The 25,003-nt window shown below is 57.0% G+C and carries 25 protein-coding genes and 1 tRNA gene; 14 read left to right on the top strand and 12 right to left on the bottom strand.

Annotated elements, in window-relative coordinates; translation table 11 throughout:
- Window positions 1–30: 30 nt before the first annotated feature.
- The 7 genes from CGS49_RS08500 (at window position 31) to CGS49_RS08470 (ending at window position 6,386) form a co-directional block, all read left to right on the top strand.
- The gene (locus CGS49_RS08500) at window positions 31–912 is read left to right on the top strand and encodes an alpha/beta hydrolase (RefSeq protein ID WP_097801419.1); all 882 of its coding nucleotides are present in this window, start codon (window positions 31–33) and stop codon (window positions 910–912) included.
- Between the two features lie 142 nt (window positions 913–1,054).
- Window positions 1,055–1,330, top strand: coding sequence for an alpha/beta hydrolase family protein (locus CGS49_RS08495; protein ID WP_242975424.1), 276 nt, complete (start codon window positions 1,055–1,057; stop codon window positions 1,328–1,330).
- A gap of 1 nt (window position 1,331) precedes the next feature.
- Window positions 1,332–2,333, top strand: coding sequence for an aldo/keto reductase (locus CGS49_RS08490; protein WP_097801418.1), 1,002 nt, complete (start codon window positions 1,332–1,334; stop codon window positions 2,331–2,333).
- A 237-nt stretch (window positions 2,334–2,570) separates the two neighbouring features.
- A complete protein-coding gene (locus tag CGS49_RS08485; protein ID WP_097801417.1) occupies window positions 2,571–3,971 on the top strand; it encodes a PTS transporter subunit EIIC in 1,401 nt (466 codons plus the stop codon).
- A 158-nt stretch (window positions 3,972–4,129) separates the two neighbouring features.
- Entirely contained in the window at window positions 4,130–5,554 is a 1,425-nt protein-coding gene (locus CGS49_RS08480; protein ID WP_097801416.1) for a glycoside hydrolase family 1 protein, read from the top strand.
- 36 nt (window positions 5,555–5,590) lie between these two features.
- Window positions 5,591–6,025 (top strand): winged helix-turn-helix domain-containing protein, encoded by a 435-nt coding sequence (locus CGS49_RS08475; protein ID WP_097801415.1) that lies wholly within the window; start codon window positions 5,591–5,593, stop codon window positions 6,023–6,025.
- Window positions 6,026–6,164: 139 nt separating this feature from the next.
- Window positions 6,165–6,386, top strand: a complete 222-nt coding sequence (locus CGS49_RS08470) for a hypothetical protein (protein WP_097801414.1) — start codon at window positions 6,165–6,167, stop codon at window positions 6,384–6,386.
- Window positions 6,387–6,508: 122 nt separating this feature from the next.
- On the opposite strand, the gene CGS49_RS08465 is transcribed toward CGS49_RS08470, so the two are convergent.
- Window positions 6,509–7,015: a helix-turn-helix domain-containing protein gene (locus CGS49_RS08465; protein WP_242975423.1), complete on the bottom strand. Its 507-nt coding sequence runs from the start codon at window positions 7,013–7,015 to the stop codon at window positions 6,509–6,511.
- 748 nt (window positions 7,016–7,763) lie between these two features.
- Here CGS49_RS08465 and CGS49_RS14470 point away from each other — a divergent pair.
- The 7 genes from CGS49_RS14470 (at window position 7,764) to CGS49_RS08430 (ending at window position 11,891) form a co-directional block, all read left to right on the top strand.
- Window positions 7,764–7,949 carry a hypothetical protein gene (locus CGS49_RS14470; protein WP_242975422.1) on the top strand — a complete coding sequence of 62 codons (186 nt, stop codon included), beginning with the start codon at window positions 7,764–7,766 and terminating at the stop codon, window positions 7,947–7,949.
- Between the two features lie 28 nt (window positions 7,950–7,977).
- Window positions 7,978–8,253 carry a sigma-70 family RNA polymerase sigma factor gene (locus tag CGS49_RS14465; protein WP_242975421.1) on the top strand — a complete coding sequence of 92 codons (276 nt, stop codon included), beginning with the start codon at window positions 7,978–7,980 and terminating at the stop codon, window positions 8,251–8,253.
- Window positions 8,254–8,611: 358 nt separating this feature from the next.
- Window positions 8,612–8,839 (top strand): hypothetical protein, encoded by a 228-nt coding sequence (locus CGS49_RS08450; protein ID WP_179859057.1) that lies wholly within the window; start codon window positions 8,612–8,614, stop codon window positions 8,837–8,839.
- 68 nt (window positions 8,840–8,907) lie between these two features.
- Complete coding sequence (locus CGS49_RS08445) at window positions 8,908–9,582, top strand: type II toxin-antitoxin system PemK/MazF family toxin (protein WP_097801411.1); 675 nt, start codon at window positions 8,908–8,910, stop codon at window positions 9,580–9,582.
- Complete coding sequence (locus CGS49_RS08440; protein ID WP_097801410.1) at window positions 9,573–10,385, top strand: DUF6551 family protein; 813 nt, start codon at window positions 9,573–9,575, stop codon at window positions 10,383–10,385. Before CGS49_RS08445 ends, CGS49_RS08440 begins: the two co-directional genes overlap by 10 nt.
- 132 nt (window positions 10,386–10,517) lie before the next feature.
- The gene (locus CGS49_RS08435) at window positions 10,518–10,718 is read left to right on the top strand and encodes a helix-turn-helix domain-containing protein (protein ID WP_005927005.1); all 201 of its coding nucleotides are present in this window, start codon (window positions 10,518–10,520) and stop codon (window positions 10,716–10,718) included.
- A gap of 75 nt (window positions 10,719–10,793) precedes the next feature.
- A complete protein-coding gene (locus tag CGS49_RS08430) occupies window positions 10,794–11,891 on the top strand; it encodes a tyrosine-type recombinase/integrase (RefSeq protein ID WP_242975420.1) in 1,098 nt (365 codons plus the stop codon).
- Window positions 11,892–12,025: 134 nt separating this feature from the next.
- Here CGS49_RS08430 and CGS49_RS08425 read toward each other — a convergent pair.
- From CGS49_RS08425 to CGS49_RS08375, 11 genes are all read right to left on the bottom strand, one after another.
- A tRNA-Pro gene (locus CGS49_RS08425) sits at window positions 12,026–12,103 on the bottom strand.
- Between the two features lie 82 nt (window positions 12,104–12,185).
- The gene (locus CGS49_RS08420) at window positions 12,186–12,965 is read right to left on the bottom strand and encodes a ComF family protein (protein ID WP_097801408.1); all 780 of its coding nucleotides are present in this window, start codon (window positions 12,963–12,965) and stop codon (window positions 12,186–12,188) included.
- Complete coding sequence (locus CGS49_RS08415; RefSeq protein ID WP_097801407.1) at window positions 12,965–15,067, bottom strand: S-layer homology domain-containing protein; 2,103 nt, start codon at window positions 15,065–15,067, stop codon at window positions 12,965–12,967. The genes CGS49_RS08420 and CGS49_RS08415 overlap by 1 nt, the downstream gene beginning before the upstream one ends.
- Before the next feature lie 91 nt (window positions 15,068–15,158).
- A complete protein-coding gene (locus tag CGS49_RS08410) occupies window positions 15,159–16,364 on the bottom strand; it encodes an ABC transporter permease (RefSeq protein WP_097801406.1) in 1,206 nt (401 codons plus the stop codon).
- Window positions 16,361–17,110 carry an ABC transporter ATP-binding protein gene (locus CGS49_RS08405; protein WP_097801405.1) on the bottom strand — a complete coding sequence of 250 codons (750 nt, stop codon included), beginning with the start codon at window positions 17,108–17,110 and terminating at the stop codon, window positions 16,361–16,363. Before CGS49_RS08405 ends, CGS49_RS08410 begins: the two co-directional genes overlap by 4 nt.
- 13 nt (window positions 17,111–17,123) lie before the next feature.
- A complete protein-coding gene (locus CGS49_RS08400) occupies window positions 17,124–18,935 on the bottom strand; it encodes an RND family efflux transporter (protein ID WP_097801404.1) in 1,812 nt (603 codons plus the stop codon).
- Between the two features lie 245 nt (window positions 18,936–19,180).
- On the bottom strand, window positions 19,181–19,576 hold the full coding sequence (locus CGS49_RS08395) for a NusG domain II-containing protein (protein WP_097801403.1): 396 nt from the start codon (window positions 19,574–19,576) through the stop codon (window positions 19,181–19,183).
- Window positions 19,573–21,471: a flavocytochrome c gene (locus CGS49_RS08390; protein ID WP_097801402.1), complete on the bottom strand. Its 1,899-nt coding sequence runs from the start codon at window positions 21,469–21,471 to the stop codon at window positions 19,573–19,575. The genes CGS49_RS08395 and CGS49_RS08390 overlap by 4 nt, the downstream gene beginning before the upstream one ends.
- Before the next feature lie 117 nt (window positions 21,472–21,588).
- A complete protein-coding gene (locus CGS49_RS08385) occupies window positions 21,589–22,587 on the bottom strand; it encodes a GGGtGRT protein (RefSeq protein WP_097801401.1) in 999 nt (332 codons plus the stop codon).
- A gap of 17 nt (window positions 22,588–22,604) precedes the next feature.
- The gene (locus tag CGS49_RS08380; RefSeq protein ID WP_097801400.1) at window positions 22,605–23,306 is read right to left on the bottom strand and encodes an iron-sulfur cluster assembly scaffold protein; all 702 of its coding nucleotides are present in this window, start codon (window positions 23,304–23,306) and stop codon (window positions 22,605–22,607) included.
- A gap of 296 nt (window positions 23,307–23,602) precedes the next feature.
- Window positions 23,603–24,808: an MFS transporter gene (locus CGS49_RS08375; RefSeq protein ID WP_097801399.1), complete on the bottom strand. Its 1,206-nt coding sequence runs from the start codon at window positions 24,806–24,808 to the stop codon at window positions 23,603–23,605.
- Window positions 24,809–25,003: the final 195 nt, after the last annotated feature.

Below are 25,003 nucleotides of genomic sequence, written 5' to 3'. Positions count from 1 at the left end.
AGTTCCTCCACCTCGGAAAGAAAGGATTCCATGCAAACGACCACCCAAACTTATACCCGCACCACGCCCATCGAAACCGTACGGAATGACCCGGTTTTCGGTGATTATGGGCGGCTGATCTTCCCTGTGGAACGCTCTTATTACAGCGGCGACACGCTGGAGCAGCTGCATCTTACCTACTATAACAACATCGACCCGGACGAAACAGTGGACATCTGCAACACCCTGCGCCAGCGTGCAGCGGACGGGCAGACCATCTTTTACGATATTTACACCGAGGACGAAAAAGCCGCTGACCCGGACAAAGCTGACACCGGCTTATTCTACTTCAAGGGTAATCCCGGCGCAAAATTTTCCATCTGCAACGCAGGCGGTGCGTTTGCGTATGTGGGGGCCATGCAGGACAGCTTTCCTCATGCACTGGAACTTTCCCGCAAGGAGTACAACGCTTTTGCGCTCATCTACCGCCCCGGCGCACAGACCGCCTGCGAAGATCTGGCACGGGCCATTGCCTTTGTCTTTACCCATGCGGAGGAACTGGAAGTAGACACCAGCGGCTACTCCCTCTGGGGCGGTTCTGCCGGGGCACGGATGGCGGCGTGGCTGGGCAGCTACGGCACGGCATCCTTCGGTGAACAGGCGTATCCGCAGCCGGGAGCCGTCATCATGCAGTACACCGGGCTGGGGGAAGTCTACGGCAACGAGCCGCCCACTTATGCCTGTGTGGGTGACCGGGACTACATCGCAGACGAACGCGTGATGCGCTGGCGCATTGAAACCATCCGCTCTCAGGGCACCCCTGCCGAGATCGAAGCCTTTCCGGGCCTTGCCCACGGTTTTGGCTTGGGCACCGGCACCTCTGCCGAAGGCTGGCTCGATCATGCCGTAGCGTTCTGGGAAGAAAACACCTGAAACCGTGAGGAAACTGTTATGACGAAAAAATGGACTGCACTGCTTCTCGCGGCAGTACTTGCTGTCGGCCTTTCGGCCTGCGACACCAGCCGCGCAGAAGCCCCCGGCAGCAATTTGGAAAGCGGAGTTTCCGCCATCGAGGATGATCTATTCGTTCTATGGGCGGCTCAGCGTGGGCAACATGGACCCGGACTGGCTGGCCGAGGGTGATCTGCCGCCAACATTCTACGTTTACGGCACGGAGGACCCCTTCTACCGCCAATTCCAGCAGCAGTATGATGTGATTCGGAATATGGGCATTTCCACCGGACGCATCGTGCTGAATGGCTGGCCCCACGGCTTTGGCTCGGATGGCGGCTGGGTGAACGATTACGCCGCATGGCTGGAAAGTGTTTTTGCAAATAAGGAGGAATTTTAACATGAAGTATCGTACTTTGGGCAATAACCTGACCGTTTCGGCTGTTGGTCTGGGCTGTATGGGCATGAGCCATGCCTACGGCGCACCTGCCAACAAGAAGGAAATGACCGAACTGCTGGCGCAGGCCGTGGGTATGGGCTATACGTTCTTTGACACCGCCGAAGTCTACGGCACACCGGATAATCCCCACGACAACGAGGAACTGGTGGGTGCTGCCCTGAAACCCTACCGAGATAAAATCGTTCTGGCGACCAAGTTCGGCATCCATTTTGACATGACCAGTACGGCAGTCAACAAGCCGCTGGTGCCGGATTCCCGCCCGGAAGTTATCCGTGCATCGGTAGATGCCTCCCTCAAGCGGCTGGGCACCGACCATATTGACCTGTATTATCAGCATCGGCTTGACCCCAAGGTGCCCATTGAGGAAGTGGCCGGTGTAATGGCTGACCTGATTCGGGAGGGCAAGATCACTCACTGGGGCCTTTCGGAAGCCACCGAGGAGACCATCCGCCGAGCACACGCAGTCTGCCCGGTAACGGCCATCCAGAACCGTTACTCCATGATGGCCCGCTGGTACGAAAGCCTGTTCCCGGTTCTGGAAGAACTGCACATTGGTTATGTGGCATTCTCGCCGCTTGCAAACGGTTTTCTCTCCGGCAAATACGATAAGACTTCCAAGTTTGAAGCAGGCACGGACTACCGCAGCGTCATGCCGCAGTTCCAGCCAGACAGCATTGACCAGAACCGCGCCCTGCTGGAACTGTTACACCGTCTTGCCGCCGAGAAAAATGCAACACCTGCCCAGATCTCACTGGCGTGGATGCTGTGCAAAAAGCCTTATATCGTACCAATCCCCGGCACCCGGAAACTTAACCGTTTACAGGAAAACGCCGGTGCAGCGGATATTGTGCTGTCTGCCGCAGAAGTGGCGCTGATTGACGAAGCACTGGCGCACATGGAAATGTCGCATGTGTTTGGCGGGAGCCGCATTGTGAAAGAGTAAGACAGCAGCTTTGACGATGAGCTTCAATAGATCATGCGGAGGTAATTGTTTTTGATAATGAAGAAAGCAAAGGGTATGAACCTTTGAGTACTAACAGGTGAACAAAACGGAGATTCTGCTCAGGGGGGCAAACGGTTATAATGAAACCAGAAAGAGTTCCAGCGCGGCAGGGAGCGGAAAAGCAGGATTCCGCTCCCCGATCTGGAACAAATCTAAAAAGAAAAGGAGAACACGATTATGGCAAGTAAGTACGATGGTCTTGCCCGCATCATCATCCAGAATGTCGGCGGAAAAGACAACATTATCTCTCTGACCCACTGCATCACCCGACTGCGTTTCACGCTGAATGATGAGAGCAAGGCACAGACAGAAATTCTGAAAGAGACCGATGGCATCGCTTCGGTCATCCAGAAGGGCGGTCAGTATCAGATCGTCATCGGCAATGAGGTCAGCGATGTGTACGATGCCGTGTGTGCTGTGGGGCACATCAAGCCCGGCGGTGCCGTGGACGAAGATGGTACAGCTGTTGCTGAAGCAGCTCCTGCGGCCAAGAAAAAGCAGAATCCGTTCGATGCCTTTATCAGTATCGTGACCAGCGTATTCACCCCCTGTCTGGGTGTGCTGGCAGCCTGCGGCATCATTAAGGGTGTGCTGGCCATGCTGGTAGCTGCCGGTGTGCTGGACGGTGCAGGCTCTACTTACAACATCCTCTACTCGCTGGGCGACTGCTTCTTCTACTTCATGCCTATCCTGCTGGCCTACACTGCCTCCAAGAAGTTTGGTCTGCCGGAGCTGGAAGGTATGACGATCGGTGCCGCTATCCTGTACCCCTATCTGCTGGGTTCCAGCACCATGGTGCATGACAGCCTGTTCGGTATCCCGGTGGTGATGCCCGCAACCGGTGATTATACTTCCAGCGTCATCCCCATCATCTGCTCCATTGCGTTCGCAGCATGGTTTGAAAAGCTGTATGCAAAGCACATTCCCAGCAGCATCAAGCTGTTTGCCGTGCCGCTCATCACCTGCGGCGTGACCTTCTGCCTGACGCTGTGGGTCATCGGCCCGGTCACTTCCATTGCCGCACAGGGTCTGAGCGCAGTCTTTACCTTCCTGAACAGCATCAGCTCCGTTCTGCTGGGTGCTGTGGTCGGCGGTCTGTGGCAGGTGCTGGTCATGTTCGGTCTGCACTGGGCACTGGTTCCGCTGGGTATCAACGATGTCAGCGTCAACGGCTTCACCTTCATCCTCGCCGGTATGCTGGGCACCACCTTTGCACAGACCGGTGCCGTGGTTGCTATCTGGATCAAGTCTAAGAACAAGAAGCTCAAGAGCCTCTGCCCGCCGGCCTTCATCTCTGCCATTGCCGGTGTGACCGAACCCGCTATCTACGGTATCACTCTGCCGAAGAAGACCCCCTTCATTATCACCTGTGTGGTTTCTGCCATCGGCGGCGGTGTGCTGGGCGCACTGAACACCGTGCAGTACAACATCGGCGCACTGGGTATCTTCTCGTGGCCTTCCTTCGTGAACACCGCTACCAACGATGTCAGCGGTATGATCGCAGCGGTCGTGGTTTCTCTGGCCTGCACCGTTGCAGCCTTTGTTGCCGTTCTGGTAACTTATAAGGACGAAAAATAATTCCCCATTCAGGCACCCCTAGTTATCCGTCATAGGAGCTTCACAGGTGCCGGAACAGAATCCTCTGTTCCAATCACGGAAGCGGAACATCTTGACCGGCCTGCGGGGAAAGATGTTCCGCTTTTTGCTTAAAAATAAGTCAACAAAGGAGTATTGCTATGAAACCGATTCAATTCCCGGAAAACTTCCTCTGGGGCGGTGCAACAGCCGCAAATCAGTGCGAGGGTGCCTACAACGAAGATGGCAAGGGGTTGTCCATTCAGGACATCATGCCCCACGGCATCAAGGGCGAACCAACCGCAGAGCCGACCCCCGACAACATGAAGCTGGTGGCGATTGACTTTTACCACCATTATAAGGCGGACATCAAGCTCTTTGCAGAAATGGGTTTTAAGGTGTTCCGCTTTTCGATGGCATGGAGCCGAATTTTCCCGAATGGCGATGACACTACGCCCAACGAAAAGGGCTTGCAATTCTATGACAATGTGATCGCCGAGTGCGAAAAGTACGGCATTGAGCCGCTGGTTACCATCAGCCATTACGAAACGCCGCTGAATCTGGCAAAAGAATACGATGGCTGGCACAGCCGTAAACTCATCGACTTTTATCTGAACTTCTGCAAGGTGTTGTTTGCACGGTATAAGGGCAGAGTGAAATACTGGTTGACCTTCAACGAGATCAACTCCATCCTGCATTCTCCGCTGATGAGCGGCGGCATTATGACCCCGATGGACAAGCTGACCCAGCAGGACTTGTATCAGGCCATTCACCACGAACTGGTAGCCTCGGCCAAGGCGGTCAAGTTAGCACATGAAATGATGCCCGGTGCTATGGTGGGCTGCATGATTCTCGCCATGCCTACCTATCCGCTGACCCCGAACCCGGACGATGTGCTTGCCGCCCTGAAAACCGAACAGAAAAACTACTTCTTCGGCGATGTGCAGGCCCGTGGCTATTACCCGAAGTATCTGAACGATTATCTGGACGAACAGGGCGTTCATATCCAGATGAAACCGGGCGATGAAGAAGCCCTGAAGAACACCGTAGACTTCATTTCGTTCAGCTATTATGTCAGTGCCTGCGAAACGACAAAACCCTATACCCCCGGCGAAGGCAACCTGCTGGGCGGTGCCAAGAACCCTTACCTGAAAGAAAGCGAGTGGGGCTGGCAGATCGACCCGGTGGGGCTGCGCGTTGTTCTGAACGAATACTATGACCGCTACCAGAAGCCTCTGTTCATTGTAGAAAACGGTCTGGGTGCCGTGGACAAGCTGGTGCCGGACGGCAAGGGCAGCTATACCGTCCACGATGATTACCGCATCGACTATATGCGCCGCCACCTCATTGAGGTGGGCAACGCCCTCCGGGACGGTGTGGACATCATGGGCTACACCAGCTGGGGCTGTATTGACCTCGTAAGCGCGTCTACGGCACAGTTGAAAAAACGGTATGGCTTTATCTATGTAGACCGCAACGATGACGGCACCGGTACGCTGGAACGCTACAAAAAGGATTCCTTTTACTGGTATCAGAATGTCATCAAAACCAACGGTGCATGCCTGAATGAACAGGTAAAAAGATAACAAGGCATTTTGTCTTGCGGAAGGAGAAGATTGTTCATGAAAAAAGTTGAAGTCATCGTCCGTACTACGGAGGACAATTTTCCTCCGCAGGAAAAAGTTGTTTTGAAATTCACAGAGCAAACGGTTTCTTCGGCAGAAAACGATGCCGTGCTGAGTTATCCCGGATTGGAAATCCATCTGGAGCATCATCGAGTATTCAAAAACGGACAGGAAGTGTACATGAGCCGTTACGAATATGGCGTTTTAAGTTTAATGGCACGGCATCCGGGGCAATTGTTTACAAAAGAGCAGATATTTGAAGCCGTGTGGCATCAGGATAGTGAAAGCTGCCTGACTGCTGTTACCAATACAATTGGACGCATCCGGCAAAAAATCGAGGATGATAGAGCTGTACCTGTCTATATTCGAACGATTTCCAACCTCGGCTACCAATTTATGCCGAACATTTCAGTGAAAAAAGATTCCTTATAACGATAAAAGCCATACTCAATGGGTAACTTAAACCTTGAGTATGGCTTTTATCGTTAGCTGGATAGATAAAAATTGACATCCTTGCAATCGGAAATAATCTTTTCTAAAATATAGAAAAAAGATTTTAGGAGGCGGTAAGATGCAATCCTTCGAAGATGTTCTGAGAGAGTTTGAAGTTTTTTTGCAAACGGCATCCTATTTAGAGGTTCTCCCATGTCGATGGGGGTATGTACGGCTTTTTAATGAGGGTGATCCTATCAACTTCTACGCAGTCTTATGCCGTACCCCACAAGAACTATATGATACGCTAGAAAATGATCTTGCCATTGAAAAAGAGGTTCAAAATCCACAACGAGACTGATTACGAGAAATTTATTGTGTAATTCGTTTGCTTTTCACGTGATTTTATTGAATGACCTGTTAGAATATTGCGTATTCAGACAAAAGAACGCCAGAGAGAAGCGTAACGTCCACTCTGGCAGCTTAGGTGTTTTTGTTCTGTTCTGAAAGTTCTGTCAAATGGATTGCGAGTGACCTTGTGGCATCCAACAGCGTTTTTCGCATTTCTGGCGGACAAGCAAAATAAATCGATTCTAACTCTCGACATTCGCGCTCTGCTTCTGATAAGTTCGGGTTGATAACCGAATCCAAGGAAAGTGGCAGAACATGGAGAATTGCACTTAAAATGTCAAAAGAAGGATTTTGCTTTCCGTTTTCAATATTGGCGATATACTTCACCGAAACATGGCTTTTTAGTGCCAGCTGATCTTGTGTCATTCCCATTGCTTTTCGGACAGCCTTTATCTGCTTTCCTAAAGCAATCGCATCCGCATTCGGCATCATCATCACCTCAATAGTATTGTATCGTTCTTGCGGAAAGAACGGTATAACATCATCATTCCAGTGATTTTGTCCTATCGTGCCGATTTTTACATTTCCCGGTCGAGTTATAAAAAAACGGTAACTCGTCTGGGCGATTTTACGCGCCATCTGATCACAGTTGCCGTTTGTGGAGGTAACTGTGATTTTTTATTGGGGTAACGCATCAAAAAAAGCCTGTCTGCTGCCGTAAGCCAGACCGCCCCGAAGCAAGCACAATCGTTCCGTTCCACCATCCACAATCGTGCCGATGTGTTATATTGCGCCAGCTTCCCGCCATGGGAGGCTGGCGTTTTTGCGCTTTTGGAGCCAAAGTGCCGCAGTCCGCCGTTTCTCCTATGATACAGCAGCAAACTTTATATTTGGGAGGGAAAGTCATGCTCAATCATAAGAAGGAAGCGATTACGGAACACTGGCAGTTTTGCCCCAAGTGCAATATAAAGCTCTATCGAATGACCGCCGACTGCACTGGATTCATCCACATAAAATGCTGGCGTTGCCGGGAAATGTTATGGCTCAACCTTTCCATTCGAGCCAAGTAAGCATTGGTTTCATAAAAATCGGGTGCAACGCACTCTGAATATGGACTGTTAGCACCGAGCAACGGGCCATTGCCACATGGCAATGTATGAAACGTAGCACCAAATGGCCGGGCAGCAGCTTGACTGAAAGATTTTCGCTTGAAAATCCTTCGGTTGGCTGTTGTCCGGCTATTTTTTATAGCTTCAGATGGCCTGCTCCCGAAAAGGAGCAGGTTTTATGTTTGCCCTCTTTTCGTGGCTGCCCCAAGCGGCGAAATATCCGTAGCATCTCCAAATTTTCGACTTTTCACGTTTTATCGAAAATTTGGAGGTTACACATGGGCTTTAATTATGGTTTGGAAAAGAAGAACTTTGACCGTCAGTGGGCTATCATGCGCAAGCAGTATGAGGACGCTGGCATGAGCATTGAAGTGATTCAGGCAATGTATGAGTATGACTGGTCTGTTTTCAATGCTGCGCGTTCTTACCAGAACCACACAGGAAATCGCTGCCCCGTCCTTTGAACAGGGCGAAGAATCCTACTCGCCCCTTATGAACAAGTATCAGGAAGCAATTTCTGTTACCGAACACTACCGCGAAACCAAGAGCCGCTTCACATGGATTGGCGAAATTGAGAATGAACGGCTGTTGTCTGCTCTTGAAAATTTGTCGGACGCAGACCTCAACCTTGTCACCATGTATGCCTATGAGGGGTACACCGTCACTGAAATTTCTAAAGTTTTAGGTGTCGCGCAGCCTACTATTAGTATCAAAATCAAGAGAATCACTAAATTTTTAAAAAACTTCAATTTCAATGCTATGGATTGACCCTTCTCGATGCCTACCAAGTGAGAGGACAATTCACCAGATGGCGAAAGCCACTGAGCGAAATGTCTGCACTCATGTTCTTTGAAAACTGAATAGTTCCGTCATCTGGTACTCCGATAATGATACTTCCGTAATTCGCGGCCCGGTCACAAAGCAGACGGGGTGGCTGAAATGCCAATGAAGCGGTACAAGTCCGCTGCCAGATGTTTATGCCCCACTCGCAGGGAGCCGAGGGCGAATATGCGAGACCTTAACTTATTAAATCAGGCGTGGCCGAATGCTGTTTTCGGTCTTCGTCCACGCCTGTTCTTTTTACTTATTCCATATATCCACATTTTCGTCCTACATAGGAGGTTTTATGAACGAAAACGACCGTACCACCTTAGAGCAAGCGATCTACGAGGAAATGGAACTGACCCCGGAGATGATCCGGTCCATCCGCACGCTCTGCGGTGTCTGCCTTTGCAGTTTTGTAGAATCCAAGGCGTTCAAAATCGCCATTGTTCCCAGCGCAGACCGAAGCATGGACACTTGCACAGTCTGCCAGACCCGGCGCGGTCATGACTACGTTATAATGAACCGCTGAACAAACACACCGCCCACTGCCAAGGAGGTGCAGCGGGCGGTGTACATATTGCAAAAGGAGGACAGCTTTTGATTCAAAACTGGAAATTCCAGCGCGGAGACATTTTCTTTACCCGTTTCGACAACGCCATCGGTTCAGAGCAAAGCGGGAATCGTCCGGCAGTCGTTCTTCAGAATGATGTGGGGAATTTTTACTCGCCCACGCTGATCGTGGCCACATTGACAAGCAAGGCGGCAAAAAAGTATACCCAACCGACCCACTGCCTGCTGGTGAACGAGTTTCTCTCCGTACCATCCATCGTTCAGGCAGAGCAGATTTTTACCGTAGACAAAAGCAGGGTGCTGAAATATCTCGGACACCTCACCCCGGAAGAAATGAGCCGGGTGGATGATGCTGTCCGTGCCAGCCTTGCCCTGAACCCGATGGGGAGCATTCAGCGGCTTCCACCCATCATCCGCTCTACGGCGGCTTACGCACCGCCTGAGGTGGTTGACGGTAAGCCGCCCATCTATCCCTACACGCCCATCAAATCGTCCTTTGAGGACGCTGGGAGCGTTGAGGACATGATGCTGTACACCGAACTGGAAGCTGCGGTACACGCAATGATTCAGCGGCTGGAATACAGCTTCACGTTTAACCCCAGCCTGCTCACCATCCCAAAGCGTAAGCAGCAGGTTGCGGAAATCCTGAAAGAAGCCGAAACGTACATCTGGAGGATCAAGGAGGAAATGCGATGCGCCTGAAAGACAACAACAATCCCTTCATCCATGTCAACCCGCCGTACCAGCTCATGGTCATCCACAGCAGCAAGCTGGTCTACCCCCGCGAACTGTATCAGCGCGGTGTGGAGCGCAAGCGTGTGGAACTGATTGCCGCCCACTTCAACGAATATGTGGCAAATGAGCCGAAGGTCAGTTTCCGCAACGGTCAGTTCATCGTAACGGATGGGCAGCACACCATCGAGGGGCGCATCCTCCGCAACGGCGGCAAAGATCTGCCGATCCTCTGCAAGGTGTACACGGGCATGACCGTGGAGCAGGAAGCCCTGCTCTTTGCCGAGCAGAACGGCTTCTCTGCGCCGCTGACGGCAGGCATCAAGCTCCGTGCCAAGGTGGTAGGCGGCGATGCCATTTCCAAGGCGTTTCTCGCAGCCACCAACCGGGTGGGGTTGAGTCTCAATTATGACAGCCAGCAGCTGACCGATTACCGCATCGGCTGCGTTGGTACAGCTTTCCGGCTCTACAAGCAGATGGGCGAACCGCTCTACTGTGAAACGATGCGGCTCATCGTGGCAGCATGGGAGGGCAAACCCGATTCGTTCCGGGCCTCTGTTCTGAAAGGCATGATGCACTTTGTGGAACTGTACCACGGCGAGTTCAGTGAAGAACGGCTGCTCCGTGCGCTGCGCAACATCCACCCGGTCGATATTTACCGCATCGGGCAGGACGACCCCGCAAAGCTGCGCGGATGGAAAAAATACGTTTTCCCCATCTACACCGCCTACAACGACAAGTGCAGAAAAGACGCGCTGCCGATGAAATTCTGATATTCACAGGCATTCCTCCCATATACACAAGGGGCATCCGCAAACCGCAGATGCCCCTTGTTACATATCAAAGTGCAATATATAGTGTTTCTGTATTCATTTAATACAACATATAGAGAAAAGAGGTATTCTATGCGCTCTCAGTTCACTTCGTATGAGCAGCTTCCCATCACCCTGACAGCCGATCATGTCGCTGCTGCGCTGGGCATCTCCCGCGCCAACGCTTACATCCTGCTCCGTTCGGACGGCTTTCCCACGCTCCACATCGGTAAACGGATGGTCGTACCCAAAGACCGTTTTCTTCAGTGGATCACGGACAGCGTAAATGGCTGATCTGACATCCTTGATTCAAGAGGTTTCTTTTTCTATACTATTCCCGAAACGACTTGACATCAGGAAGGAGGCAATATGCCAAGCAAACGTTCACACGGCGAGGGTACGCTTCGCCACCGCAGCGATGGTCGCTGGGAATTACGTATGATGGACGGCTACCAGAAAGATGGTTCGCCGCGCTTCAAGACCTTCTATGGCAAGACCCAGAAGGAGGTCAAGCTCAAACTGAAAGAGTATCAGGATGCGCTTATCAGCGGTGTCCAGCTGGACACGATCCTGTACTTTGAGGATTGGGCTGATACATGGTTCGAAGGTCACAAGGATAATATCGCTCCCACGACACAGGAAAGCTACAAATACTGCCTGAAAATGCTCAAAGAGGGATTTTATCATCGCCCCTTGACCGTCATACGCCCCATCGACATTGAAAACTTCCTGAAAGGGATGCGGCGCGATGGCCGCTCGGATTCTTACATCAGCAAGGCACGAGGGATGCTCTACCAGATCTTTCAAAAGGCAGAAGCCAATGACCTTGTGCGCCGTAACCCAGTTCGGCTTGCTGAAAAGATGCGGGCATCCGGCACCGCAAAACGCAAGGAGGCCTTTACCACAGCGGAAGTCGCCCACTTAATGAAGGTTCTCCCCGATGACCGCATGGGCTTGAGCATCCGGCTTTTGCTCGGCACTGGAATGAGAATGCAGGAACTTCTGGCTTTGGAGCCGCAGTTTATTGAAGAAGATGGCTCTGTCATTCACATCCGGCAGGCAGTAAAGGTCATAAAAGGTACCGTCAGCATCGGCAGTCCGAAATCCAAAGACAGTATCCGGGATATTCCGGTGCCGCTGAATGTCCGCCCGTGCGCCATCAAGCTGCGGGATACCACCGATCAGTTCATCTGGGAAAGCCCCAAGACCGGCTTGCCCTGCAATCCCACCCATTTCCGGGATGTGTTCCGCAAATCTCTGGAAGAAGCGGGCGATGTCCGCTTGCTCACGCCGCACAGCTGCCGCCACACCTATGTGTCGCAGATGCAGGCGTTGGGCGTGGATATTCAGACCATCCAGAGCATCGTAGGCCATGCCGATACCGAAATGACTGAGCATTATCTCCATGTTCAGGAATCCATTCGGCAGAGTGCGATCCAGTTGTTCAGCGAGGCATTTTCGGCCTGAAAATTGGACGGAACGGCACTAATTAGACCAGATAAAATCTTTGGCATTGTGGTCAAAATTGTGGTCAAAACCAAATGAGGCCAGCCTATAAACAAAAAAATCCAACGACTTCTAACGTGAAATCGTTGGATTTATGGTCCGAGTGGCGAGAATCGAACTCACGGCCTCTTGAACCCCATTCAAGCGCGCTACCAAAACTGCGCTACACCCGGATACCTGCAAGCGGTTGTCGCTCACAGCTCAATCAGTATATCCAATTCCGGGTGATTTGTCAAGCATTTTCTGCTAATTTTTTCAAATATCGGGGAACTGTTCATCCTCTTTCCAGGCATCCAACGGTGCAAGGTCCTTTTCCACGGTTGCCAGTGTCACCACGAACACGCTCGCTGCGCCGTCCGCCAGCAGTGCCTGCGCGCAGGCCGCTGCCGTGGTGCCGGTGGTGAGCACATCGTCCACCAGAATGATGTTCCGCCGCTCTACCAGCTCCGGGTCGGTCACCCGGAATGCACCTGCCACGTTGGCCACGCGCTCATAAAACGGCAGACCGGCCTGGTGCTTTTTCTTCCGGGCGCGGCACAGCGCGTTCTCATACAGCGGCACGCCGGTCGCTTCGGCCAGCGGCAGCGCCATCAGGTACGGCACATTGTAGCCGCGCTTTGTGCCGGAGGGCGGCACCGGAACGATGGCGTTGTACACGTGGGAGACGCCGTCCACCTTCTGGGGCACCGGCTCTGCGCCGCACATGCGGATCTCGCTGCCGTAGACCAGCTTTGCCATCCAGACGCCCAGCTCCACCGCTGCCCAGGGCGAGGCCTGATACTTTGCACGCAGAACACCCTGCCGCACGCAGCCTGCGTACTGGAAGGGTGCCGCGCCGCCGGACAGATTGCTGATGTAGTGCTTGGCCGGGTCCAACTTCATGCTGGGCTTCCGGCGCAGGGTGTCCAGCTCCTGCGCACAGTCCAGGCATTCCGGGATGCTGCCCAGCACCCGCCCGCAGAAAGGGCACCGCCGTGGGTAGACCACCTGCCGCAGCCCGCGCAGGAAGCGGCGCGGGGCGCTGTAGTAACCCATCAGTCGTTCTTGACGGCCACGATCACGCGCACCTTTTTGCCTGCGGCGCAGCCGAAGTTGTCGTACCAGCCGGTGAGCGAGTAGCCTTCCGTGTTGACCTCGGTCAGCTTGGTGTGGTAATACTGGCCCTTATACCAAAGGTAGACCTGGGCGTCGTCCGCCATCTCATAGCGTGTGCCGCCGCTCATCACCGAGGCTGCACCCACCTGGTCGATCTTCATGGGCATCAGCTGCACCATGGAGCGGACGCTGCCGGTCACTTCCTGCCGGACGGCCAGGCCGCCCACGAACACCGGGTACTTCACCTCTGTGGTAAAGGAGGTCTGCGCGCCGTTGACGTAGCACACATAGGTGGCACCGCCGCCCACATAACGGAACAGGGAGGCATAGGGCTCGCCCACCAGCGTACCGATCTGCCGCAGGCCGAGGCTCAGCAGGCTGTCGGTGTTGGCGGTCAGCTTCTGCCAGACGGTGGTCAGGATGTCGCCGTTGACGATGCCCCAGAGCACCTCGCTGGTGGTGGGCACCAGCACATCCTTCAGATCGCTGACGATCTTGGTCTGGCTGTCGTCGCTGTCCACCGTGCCGCCGGAAATGATCGTGCTCAGGTCCTTGAGCTGGCTGGCGTTGACCGCAAGGTTCTTGATGTCATCCAGCACACCGTAGGTCCACAGATCGCCGGTGACGTCGTTGAGGATCAAGCGGTCGATCTGGCCGCTCTCATTCAAGGTATAGTAACGGATGTTCAGGGCGTTCAGAGCTGTCCCCGATAGGCGGCTGGGACGAACCGTCCCAGCCACACCCTCCGCTGTTGTATCCAGGATCTGCACATCGTCCGCAAAGGCATAATCGCCCAGGCTGGACGCATCGCTGCTGACCGTGCCGCTGATCGACTTTGTATCCAGCTTTTCCACGCTCTCGCCCTCGGGCGTCACGCTGATCTCCACCAGCCAGCCCTTGGGAAAGTTCAGGCTCTTGTCCACGTTCACGGTGCGCACGATGCCGTCCGTGCACATGACGGACACCCGCTGCAGCACATCGGCACCGTTGTCTTCCACCAGGCTGCGGGATGAAGACTGCACCACGCCGTAGAACATGCTGTCGGCTTCCTCGCCGGTGACCACGTCGGCCACTTCGTTGTTCATGCCCAGCAGCAGGGTGACCACCTCACCCACGCCGCCGCCGTTCAGGCTGGACACCTTGGACGCCACCACCGTGCTGCCCAGCTGATAGCTGGTGCCTGCCACCGTGACGGCCGTCGGCGCGCTGGCGCTAGGCGAGACCGCCGTGATGCGGCCTGCCGCGCGGCGGGTGTAGATCCACACGGCCTGCAGGCTTTCGCTGTAGTAATACACGTCATACTTGTTGAGCTCTGCCGAGGAGGAGACTTTGTCGTTGCGGTAAATGCTCACCGGGGTGAAGGGCAGCTGGGCGTTGTCGCCCGCCACGAAGGGACCCTGCAAGCTCTTGAGCATGACCGAGGAGACGTCCACCTGGCCGTTCGCCACCGTAAAGCCCAGCGTGCTGCCATAGACGCTGCCACCGGCCGTGTTCGCGTTCAGGGCGTTGTAGAGCAGCACCGCGCAGTCCTCATAGTTCATGGTCTCGCCCTGGGCGCGGTTCAGCTGGCTGCGCAGGCCGATCTCCTGCGCCTTGTTCAGCTGGGCCTGCGGGAAGGCACCGTTCAGGTCGGTCATCTTGTAGCCCAGCAGCTTGAGCACCGCCGTGGCGGCTTCTTCCAGCGTGACGGCGTTATCCGGGCGGAAGGTGCCGTCGGTGTAGCCGTTCATCCAGCCCTGCTGCACTGCAATGCGCACATAGGGTGCCCACTGGGAACTGCCCGGCACATCTTTATAAAGGGTGCCCAGGCTCCCCTGCTTCGTCGCGCTTTCGCGGTAGGCCGAGAAGGACACCAGCATTTTTGCCAGTGCACCGCGGGTGACGGCCGCATCCAGGCTGCCGGTCTGGCCGGGCTCCATAGCGCCCAGCGTGACCGCCGTCTGGATGGCGGTGTTGTTCAGGCTGGCTGCCGAGGCCGGCAGCACCAGCATGGACACGCCGAGGCACACCGCCACAAGCAGGGCGAGAATTCGTTTTTTCATAGGTCGCGATACCTCCTTGATTCTTGGCTTCCCCTCGGGGAACGATCGGGCCGCGCCGCCAGGGGCGGACAGTGAGCCCGAGAGGATGTTCTTAGTCATAGCGCAGCGCTTCGATGGGGTTGAGCCGCGCGGCACGCCGTGCAGGCAGGTAGCCGAACAGCACGCCGATGCCCACCGAGATGCCGAAGGCCACTGCGATGGAGTTGAAGGACGGGCTCACCGTGATATCCGTGCCGCCGGCAAGGATCGGCAGCAGCTTGTTGGCCGCCATGCTCACGATGTAGCCCAGCGCGATGCCCAGCACGCCGCCCAGCGCCGAGGTGGTGGCAGCTTCCACCACGAACTGCGCCAGAATGGTGCGCTCCTTGGCACCCAGCGCCTTGCGGATGCCGATCTCGCGGGTGCGCTCGGTGACGGACACCAGCATAATGTTCATGATGCCGATGCCGCCCACCAGCAGCGAGATGCTGGCGATGCCGGTGAGCACCACGATGACCATGTTGATCATCTTGTTCATTTCTTCCAGCCATTCGCTGGCGCTGTAGACATAATAGCTGTTCTCCGAGCCCATCAGGGCCAGCAGGCCGTTCTCCACAACGGCCTTGGCCTCATTGGCGCGGCTCTCGTCGGCCATGACGGCCGTATAGTTGCTCACCGTGCTTTGATTGGAAAGGCGCATCACGGTACTGTAGGGCAGGAATACGCTGTTGTCGTCCGAGCCCTCCTGCATGTCCGGGTCACTGACCTTGGCCGCCAGCACGCCCACGATGCGGAACTTGTTGGCACCGATCTTCAGCGTCTGGCCCAGGCCATTGCCGCCGAAGGCAACGCGGTTGATGTAATCGCCGATGATGCACACCTGCTTGTTATCCTTGATATCCATGTACTGCAGGCCGCGCCCCTGGGCGATCTGGAAGTTGCGCATGGCGGTGTAGTGCTCATCCACACCGTTGATGGTGACCCAGCGGTAGGTGTTGGTGCCGATCTTCAGGCTGCCGGTGCCGCTGAAGTCGATCTCCGGCGAGATGGCCTGGATCAGGTCGCGGTTCTGGTCCACGATCTTATACAGGTCGTCCACCGATGCGGTGCGGGAGCCGTAGCCCCACACCTGAATGTTGAGGGTGTTGGTGCCCAGCGACGAAAAACTGTCGCGCATGCTCTGGGTCATGCCGTTGCCCAGGCCCACGATGACGATGACCGCCATCACACCGATGATGATGCCCAGCATGGTCAGGAAGGTGCGCAGCTTGTTGCTCCACACGTTCTGGATTGCCTGGCGGAACGTTTCAATGATCATGCCTTGCCCTCCTTGCCCGGCTCCTCCGGCAGCAGCGTGGGCTGGACGATGGCCTCCGGCGCGTGGGAATCGCCGTCGTAGACCACCTGGCCGTCCTCCAGACGGATGATGCGGTCTGCCTGCACGGCAATGGAGTTATCGTGGGTGATGAGCACCACGGTGTGGCCCTCATCGTGCAGCTGCTGCAGCATGCCCAGCACTTCGCGGCCGGTGTGGCTGTCCAGTGCTCCGGTGGGCTCGTCGGCCAGGATGACCGCCGGGTTGCGCACCAGTGCCCGCGCGATGGAAACGCGCTGCTGCTGGCCGCCGGAAAGCTGGTTGGGCTTGTTTTTCAGCTTGTCGCCCAGGCCCACCTGGTCCAGCACTTCCCGTGCGCGGGCATGCCGCTCGGCGCGGGGAACGCCCGCATACACCAGCGGCACCTCCACGTTCTCCATCAGGTTGAGCCTCGGCAAAAGATTATACTGCTGGAAGATGAATCCCAGCATTTCGTTGCGGATGGCCGCCAGTTCGTTGCGGCTCATCTTGCCTACGTCTTTTCCGTTCAGGCGGTAGGTGCCCGCTGTGGGCACATCCAGGCAGCCGATGATGTTCATGCAGGTGGATTTGCCCGAACCGGACTGGCCCACAATGGCCACGAACTCGCCTTTTTCGATTTTCATGGTGATATGGTCCGCCGCCTTTACCGTGGTGTCGCCCATCTGGTAGTACTTGCAGACTTCATCAAACTCGATCAGAGCGCTCATTTCCCCTCCTGCGTCAGTTCGGGATCACGGCATCCGCTTCGGACGGATCAATGCCGCCTGCCCCGTCTGCCCCGCCGATGACTTCGCCATCCGCCGTATCTTCTGCCGACATGGTATCTTCATTGTCCGCTGCATCACCGGCATCGGCCGTGTCATCCGCAGCGTCGGCGGTGTCGTCCGCACTGTTTCCGGTGTAGACATAGCCGCCGTCGTCATAATAAGTGTCGCTGCTCACGGCGGCGGAATCATAGGCCACGGTGTCGTTGCCGGTGACACCGCTGACGATCTGGGTATAGTTGTCGTCGCTGACGCCGGTCTTGACCGGGACATACACATAGCCGTCCGGTGCGATCATGCTTTCATCGGCGTTGACAGCGCTGGGGGAATCCTTGGTCACCAGCACATAGCTGCCGCGCACGATGGCGGCGTTGGGCACCGTGAGGGTGTTCTTGGCCTCGGCCACCACGATCTCGGCGTTGGCGTTCATGCCGGGGCGCAGGCCCTCGGTCTCGTCGATGCGGACGGTGACCGGGTAGGTGGTGGTGCCGCCGCTGGAGTTACCCTTCATGGAGACGCGGGTCACCTCGCCGATATAGGTCTTGTCCGGCACAGCGTCGGCCGTCACCTGCACGCTCTGGCCCACCGACAGGCTGCTGACCTGCAGCTCGTCCACGTTGATGGTCATTTCCAGATAGCTCAGGTCGTAGATGGTGCACAGATCCGCACCGGCGGTCAGGGCGTCACCGGCCTTGGCGGCCTTTTCAATGATGGTGCCGCTGATGGGCGAGGTGATGGTATAGTTGTTCATCGCTTCCTGCATGTTGTCCATGTTCAGCTCGGCGCTGCGCAGGCTCTCGGCAGCGGACTGCATTGCTTCGCTCAGGTCGTCGCCGCTGATCTGCAGCACGATGTCGTCCTTGTTCACCGCGCCGCCTTCCTGCACGTTGATGGCGGTAACGGTGCCTGCTACCATGGCAGTCAGGGTGCGCTCCGCCTGATAAGTAAAGTTCTTGGCCGCGATGCAGCTCACGCCGTTGATGGTGGCGGTGGCCGCCTGGGCGGTGGTCAGGCCGCCCGCGTTGCGCACCGAGATGGTCACGGTGCGGGTGAGCAGGTTGCCGGTGCTCAGGGCATCGGTGCCGGTGACGGCGGTCACGGTGCCGGTGATGGTCTCAAAGGTGCCATCCAGAGTCACCTCAGCGCTCTGCCCCACCGAGAAGGAGGCAGCATCCGCAGCCGGGAACTCCAGCTGCAGGGTCATTTTGGAGCTGTCGCGGATGACCGCCACCTCCTGGCCGCTGGTCACCTCGTCACCCTTTGCCACCTTGAGGGTGCTGACGACGCCCGCCACCTCGGCACGGACGTACTGGCGGTCCACCGTTTTATCATAGCTGCGCTGGGCCTGCTGCAGGGCAATGGAGGCCTGCTCGGCCTTCGTGGTGGCGTCGGAGGAGTCCACGGTGTAGAGCACATCGCCCTCCTCCACGATGTCGCCCTCCTCAGCGGTGCTGGTGAGCACCTTGCCCGCCACCAGCGACTTCACATTATAAGTATTGGCCGGGTTCAGGATACCGGTGCCGCTGAGGGTGTTCGTCACGTCCCGCTTCTCCGGCGTGGTCTGCACATAGTTGATGTCCACATTGGTGTTCTGTGCGGGGCTCGGGCGCAGGATGAACCAGCCGCCCAGTGCCACGACGCACACCACCGGCACCAGCCACTTCCAGTTCTTCTTCACGAATGCCGCCGGGCCGCCTGCCCCGGGCGCAGCCTTTTCTGCACCGGGGTCAGCCTTGGCCGCTGCATCCTTGCTTTTTTTCCAGTTCATGCTTGCTGTCTCCTCCTGTATCCTTCAGGCGCACCGTGCTGTGCCGGGGCCTGCGGTATTCTGATCGGCCGCGCAACACGATACGCCGCACGGAAAAAGGTGTTATCGTTAGTGTATCGCATTTTCCTGCGCGGCACAAGCGTCCAAATTTCACTTTGCCGCCTTTCCGATAAATTTAATCGAACTTTCACACAACAAAAAGGGCAGCACCCCGGTCTCCCGGAGCACTGCCCCAAAACACGATCTTATTCTGCGGTGGTCTCCACGACCACATACACCCCCGCAGGGACGCAGGCCGCCCAGGCACCTTCTTTGGAAAGCCAGCCGAATTGCTCGCACACATGGTCCGGGCACTGACTGTCCTGAAAGGCGATGGCGCCATCCTTCACCTGCAGATGCACGACGTAATCGCCCACATCATAGAGGTAGTCGTAATCCTTATCCAGCGAGAGGGTCTCGGACACGCCGCCGCCGAAATCGACGACCGCCTGCAGGCCGGTCCCCTTGCCGCTGTGTGCTGCGCGCACGCCGAAGTACAGCGCCGCCGCCAGCATGAGGATCACCAGCGCAAAGATCAGATTTTTCTTCCACGCGCCGCCCTTCGGGGCAGCGGTGTCCGTTTTCTTGCGGTTCAGGCTCATGCAGCGTAGTCGCTGGCAGCCTTGCCTGCAATGCGGCCGAAGACGGTGAAGTCGGCCACAGCGTTGCCGCCCAGACGGTTTGCACCGTGGACGCCGCCGGTCACCTCACCTGCTGCGAACAGGCCGGGGATGACGCTGCCGTCTTCCTTCAGCACCTCAGTGTTGGTGTTGATGGTCAGGCCGCCCATGGTGTGGTGCACACCAGCGGTGACCTTGATGGCGTAGTACGGAGCGGTATCCAGCTTGTTTGCAAAGCTGGTACGGCCGAAGTCGGGGTCATTCTTGGCGTCCACGTAGCCGTTCCAGGTGTTCATGGTCTCGGCGAAGGCAGCCTCATCGACGCCCATAGCCTTGCCCAGTTCCTCGTAGGTCTCACCGGTAACGGTGTAGCCCTTCTTGATGTAGCCCTGGATGACGCTGGAAGCATCGACCATGGCCTGGTCCACGACCAGCCAGCTGTAGCTGCCGGTCTGAGCGATCTCAGCAGCGGAGACCACGTCACGGGTGCCCACTTCGTCGATGAAGCGCTTGCCCTCAGCGTTGATCAGCACAGCGCCGTCGCCGCGCAGACCCTCGGTGATCAGGGCAGCAGTGTTGGCCTCCACAGTGGGGTGGATCTGGATCTGGTCCATATCCACGGTGCCGGCACCAATAGCAGTTGCCATCTCAATGCCCTGGCCCTGCGCGCCGGCAGCGTTGGTGGTCATGAAGCCCTTCAGCTCGGGCTTGTACTCGGTGACCATATCCAGATTTGCGCCGAAGCCGCCGGTGGTCAGCACCACAGCCTTGGCGTTGACGGTGACGGTCTCACCGGAAGCACCGGTAGCCTTAACGCCCACGGCAGCGCCGTTGGCATCGGTCAGGATCTCATTTGCGGTGGTGTTCAGCAGGATCTGAACGCCAGCCTTCTCGCAGTTCTCCTGCAGCAGGGGGATCATGTAAGAACCAACGGAAATGGTCTTGCCGTCAGCGTCCACCGGGCGATGGATGCGCTTGACGGATGCGCCGCCGAAGCTTGCAACGTTGTGCAGGGTGATGCCGTGCTCGTCCAGCCAGTCGATGGCGTCAGCAGAGTTGGAGCACAGGGTCTCCACCAGCTCAGGGTCATTGATGCCCTTGCCGCCGACCATGGTGTCCAGCTCCATCAGCTCAACGGAATCGAAGTAGCCGGTGGGGTTTGCCTGGTACTCGGCCCACTGCTCAGAAACAGTCTTGGCCAGAGCGGTGATGGTCTCGTTGTCGGCGTACTTTTCAGCAGCAGTCTTCAGGGTCTTCTCAACGCCTGCAGCCTCGCCGAACTCGTTCTCGTCCTGGTACACGGTCTTGCCGGCGTTCATGCCGCCGGTAGCGCGCACGGAGTTGCCGCCCACCATGGACTGGCTCTCCAGGATGACGACGCTCTTGCCTTCCTCGGCAGCAGTGATGGCAGCAGTCATGCCTGCGCCGCCTGCACCGACGATGACGATGTCAGCATCAACGGTGGAATCCTCGGCCTTTTCGCCATTGTTCTCCACAGCGGTCTTGAAGTCATCGGGGTTCAGGCCGGCAGCGGTCAGAGCAGCTGCAGCGGCCTCCTTGATGGCGTCGGAAGTGATGGTCGCACCGGTCACGCCGTCCACGGCGATGCTGCCGGTCTCAGCGATCTGGCCGGGCAGCTGGTCCAGCGCCAGGGTGCCGATGCCCTGGGTCTCGTCAACGCCCTCGGCAGTGCAGCCGGTGATCTTGCTGTCAGTCAGGGTCAGGGTAACAGTCACATCGCCGCCCATGCCCTTGGCGGTGCCGGTGAAGTCACCGGACACGCCAGCAGAGGAAGCGGAGTTGCTCTTGCCGCCGCAGCCGATCAGGCTCAGAGCCATGACGGATGCCAGCGCAAGCGCAGCAATGCGTTTTCTCATTGGAAAATATCCTTCTTTCTTCTGTTCTCGTAAGTTTGTCGTGTCAAACATCTATCAGCATAAAAAGGGGACTGCCCATTCGGAAGGCAGCCCCCTCTGCCGAACTAAGTAGGGGGCTTAGGCGTTCGCCTGAGCTGCAGCAACGGCACATGCGACGGTAGCACCGACCATGGGGTTGTTGCCCATGCCGATCAGGCCCATCATCTCAACGTGAGCGGGCACGGAGGAGGAGCCAGCGAACTGAGCATCGCCGTGCACACGGCCCAGAGAGTCGGTCAGGCCATAGCTTGCGGGGCCTGCGGCCACGTTATCGGGGTGCAGGGTACGGCCCGTGCCGCCGCCGGAAGCGACGGAGAAGTACTTCTTGCCGTTCTCGATGGCCCACTTCTTGTAGGTGCCTGCAACCAGGTGCTGGAAGCGGACGGGGTTGGTGGAGTTGCCGGTGATGGAGCACTGAACGTCCTCCTTCTTCATAATGGCAACGCCTTCCATGACGTCGTTAGCGCCGTAGCACTTGACGGCTGCGCGCTCACCCTCAGAGAAGGGGATTTCCTTCACGACGGTCAGGGTCTGAGAAGGAATGTCGTACTCAGTCTGCACATAGGTGAAGCCGTTGATACGGGAAATGATGTAAGCTGCATCCTTGCCCAGGCCGTTCAGGATGACGCGCAGGGGGGTCTTGCGGACCTTGTTTGCGGTGCGGGCGATGCCGATTGCACCCTCAGCAGCAGCAAAGGACTCGTGGCCTGCCAGGAAAGCGAAGCAGGTGGTGTCCTCGCTCAGCAGACGAGCGCCCAGGTTGCCGTGGCCCAGACCGACCTGACGCTGCTCAGCGACAGAACCGGGGATGGTGAAAGCTTCCAGACCTTCGCCGATGGCAGCTGCGCACTCGGCAGCGTCGGTCAGGCCGCGCTTCACAGCGATGGCGGTGCCCAGGGTGTAAGCCCAGACAGCGTTATCAAAGCAGATGGGCTGCACACCGCGGACGATCTTGTCGCAGTCGATGCCCTTGGCGAGGAGCATCTCGTTGCAAGCGTCCAGAGACTCCAGGCCGTTAGCCTTCAGGCATGCCTCGATTTTCGGCATGCGGCGATCCATAGATTCAAAAGTTGCCATGAGTTGTTCCTCCTCTCTTATTCCTCACGCGGGTCGATGTACTTGACAGCGCCTGCTTCCTTGCTGAAGCGGCCGTAAGTGCCCACGTTCTTCTCGTAAGCCTCGTTGGGGGTCTTGCCGTGACGGATATCCTCCATCATCTTGCCCAGCTTGACGAACTGGTAGCCGATGACCTCATCGTTGGCATCCAGAGCCAGCTTGTTGATGTAGCCCTCGGTCAGCTCCAGGTAACGGACACCCTTTGCCTTGGTGGAGAAGATGGTGCCGGTCATGGAACGCAGGCCCTTGCCCAGGTCGTCCAGACCTGCGCCGATGGGCAGACCGTCCTCAGAGAAAGCGGTCTGGCTGCGGCCGTAGACGATCTGCAGGAACAGCTCACGCATAGCCACGTTGATGGCGTCGCACACCAGGTCGGTGTTCAGAGCTTCCAGGATGGTCTTGCCGGGCAGGATCTCGCCTGCCATAGCAGCAGAGTGGGTCATACCGGAGCAGCCGATGGTCTCCACCAGAGCCTCCTCGATGACACCGTTCTTGATGTTCAGGGACAGCTTGCAGGTGCCCTGCTGAGGTGCACACCAGCCCACACCGTGGGTGTAGCCGCTGATGTCCTTGATCTCATAGGCCTTGACCCATGCGCCCTCCTCGGGGATGGGAGCCGGACCATGCTTAGGACCTTTGGTGATCGGGCACATATTCTGTACTTGCTGCGAATAGGTCATAATCATACTCTCCTTTTGACAAATGTTGCTTTGCAGCACAAAGCCGCCGCCGCGCCCTGCCGGCACAGCCGCTGCTCCATCCTGCTTGCATCTGACCGGGTGCGCCGCTCTCTTTCAGAGCCTTCACCGGTACTACCACGCATGGTTTTATTATAGAGAAACCGGACGGATTTTGCAATACATTTCCGGCAAAAAACCACAAAACTCTTTGCAGTTATTCTCATCTAACCGTCATTTCGGATGCTTTCATCACCGCAATCGTCAAGTTTTTGTCAATTTTGTCAGGGAGTCGATTTTCACGCTCCCGCGTCCGTCTTTCCGGCGGGCTTCAGTGCCCCCATGGCGGCAAAGCCCGCCGCTGCGCCGCCCACGGCCAGCCAGTGCCGCCCGGCGGAAAGGCCCAGCATATTTGCTGCAAACGGGAACACAAGGCTGCCCACGCTCTGCCCCAGCGCCAGAAAACCGTAGTTCACCCCTGCATGGGGGAAGCCGAACAGGTCAGTGGAGAGAGCAGGCAGCACCGCCGCAAGGCCCGAGTAGCAGAAGGTGAGCCCCGCATAGCAGGCCACCACCCACCAGCCCTGCGCGAAAGCGAACCCCACCGACAGCCCGGCCGACACCGCAAACAGCAGCATGTCCGTGGGGCGGCGGCCGATCTTATCGCTGAGCATGGGCATCAGCAGGCGGCCCGCCGCGCTGCCCACGCTGCCCAGCACCACGCTCCACAAAGCAGCACGCTCGTCAAGCCCCCGCTCCATGCCCAGCTTTAAGATGATGGGGCTGAACAGCAGCACCGCCGGGGTGGAAAAGCACACCGCGCCCGCACACAGCCAATATTGCCGGGTCTTCAGCATCTGCCACGGGGAAAGGTCGAGGGCGTTTTTGCCGCTTCCCTGCTGTTTCTGCGCACTTTCCGGCGGGTCCTGCAGCAGCAGGCTGCCCACCAGACAGATGGGCAGGGTGATGGCTCCCAGCGCCCAGAATGCGCCCCGGATGCCCTGCACGATCCAGAAGCCATTCACAGCCGTGCGCACGAATATCGTCAAAAACGCACCGGAAAGCCCCACCGCCCCGCCGATGACACCAGTAGCAAGGCCCTTGCGCCCGGCATACCACTTCTGGGCGCAGGACTGGATGGACGGGTACAGAAACGCCGTGCCCAGGCCCGCCGGAATGCTGAACGCCAGAAAAAACGTGCCCGCACTGCCGCCCGGCAGCATGGCCGCTGCAAAAAAGCCGCCGCACAGCAACGCTGTGCCCCACAGCCCTGCGCAGCGCGGGCCGTGCTTATCCTGCAGAAAACCGCCGATCACGCATCCCACGCCAAAGGCCGCGATCAGGATACCGAAGGCATAGCCTGCCCCCTGCTCGCTCAGGCCGTATTCGTCCATGACCGGCTGCTGGAACACGCCCCACGCCGCCGGGATGCCCGTCAGCACCTGAATGGCTGCACCTGCCGCAAGGATGGTCCAGGGGTGTTTTGCTGCAAATTGCTGTTTCATCGTCTGCCCTCCGAATGGTTTTTCTCATACAGTGTGCCCATTTCAATTGACAAAACGGCAGATTCCTTTATAATGAAAAGGTATTATAAAAGAATCGGGGAAAATATACCGGCATCTGCCGCAGCTTCCCCTCATCAGCCGCTTGCGCGGCAGTCTCCCCTTTCTGGCTACGCCATCTTCCCCCGGCCGGGGGAA

It is taken from the genome of Faecalibacterium langellae, from assembly GCF_002549775.1.
In the GTDB taxonomy this organism is placed as follows: Bacteria; Bacillota; Clostridia; order Oscillospirales; family Ruminococcaceae; genus Faecalibacterium; species Faecalibacterium langellae.
The sequence above is the reverse complement of the archived record's forward strand: the minus strand, read 5'-3'. Positions and strand labels throughout refer to the sequence as shown.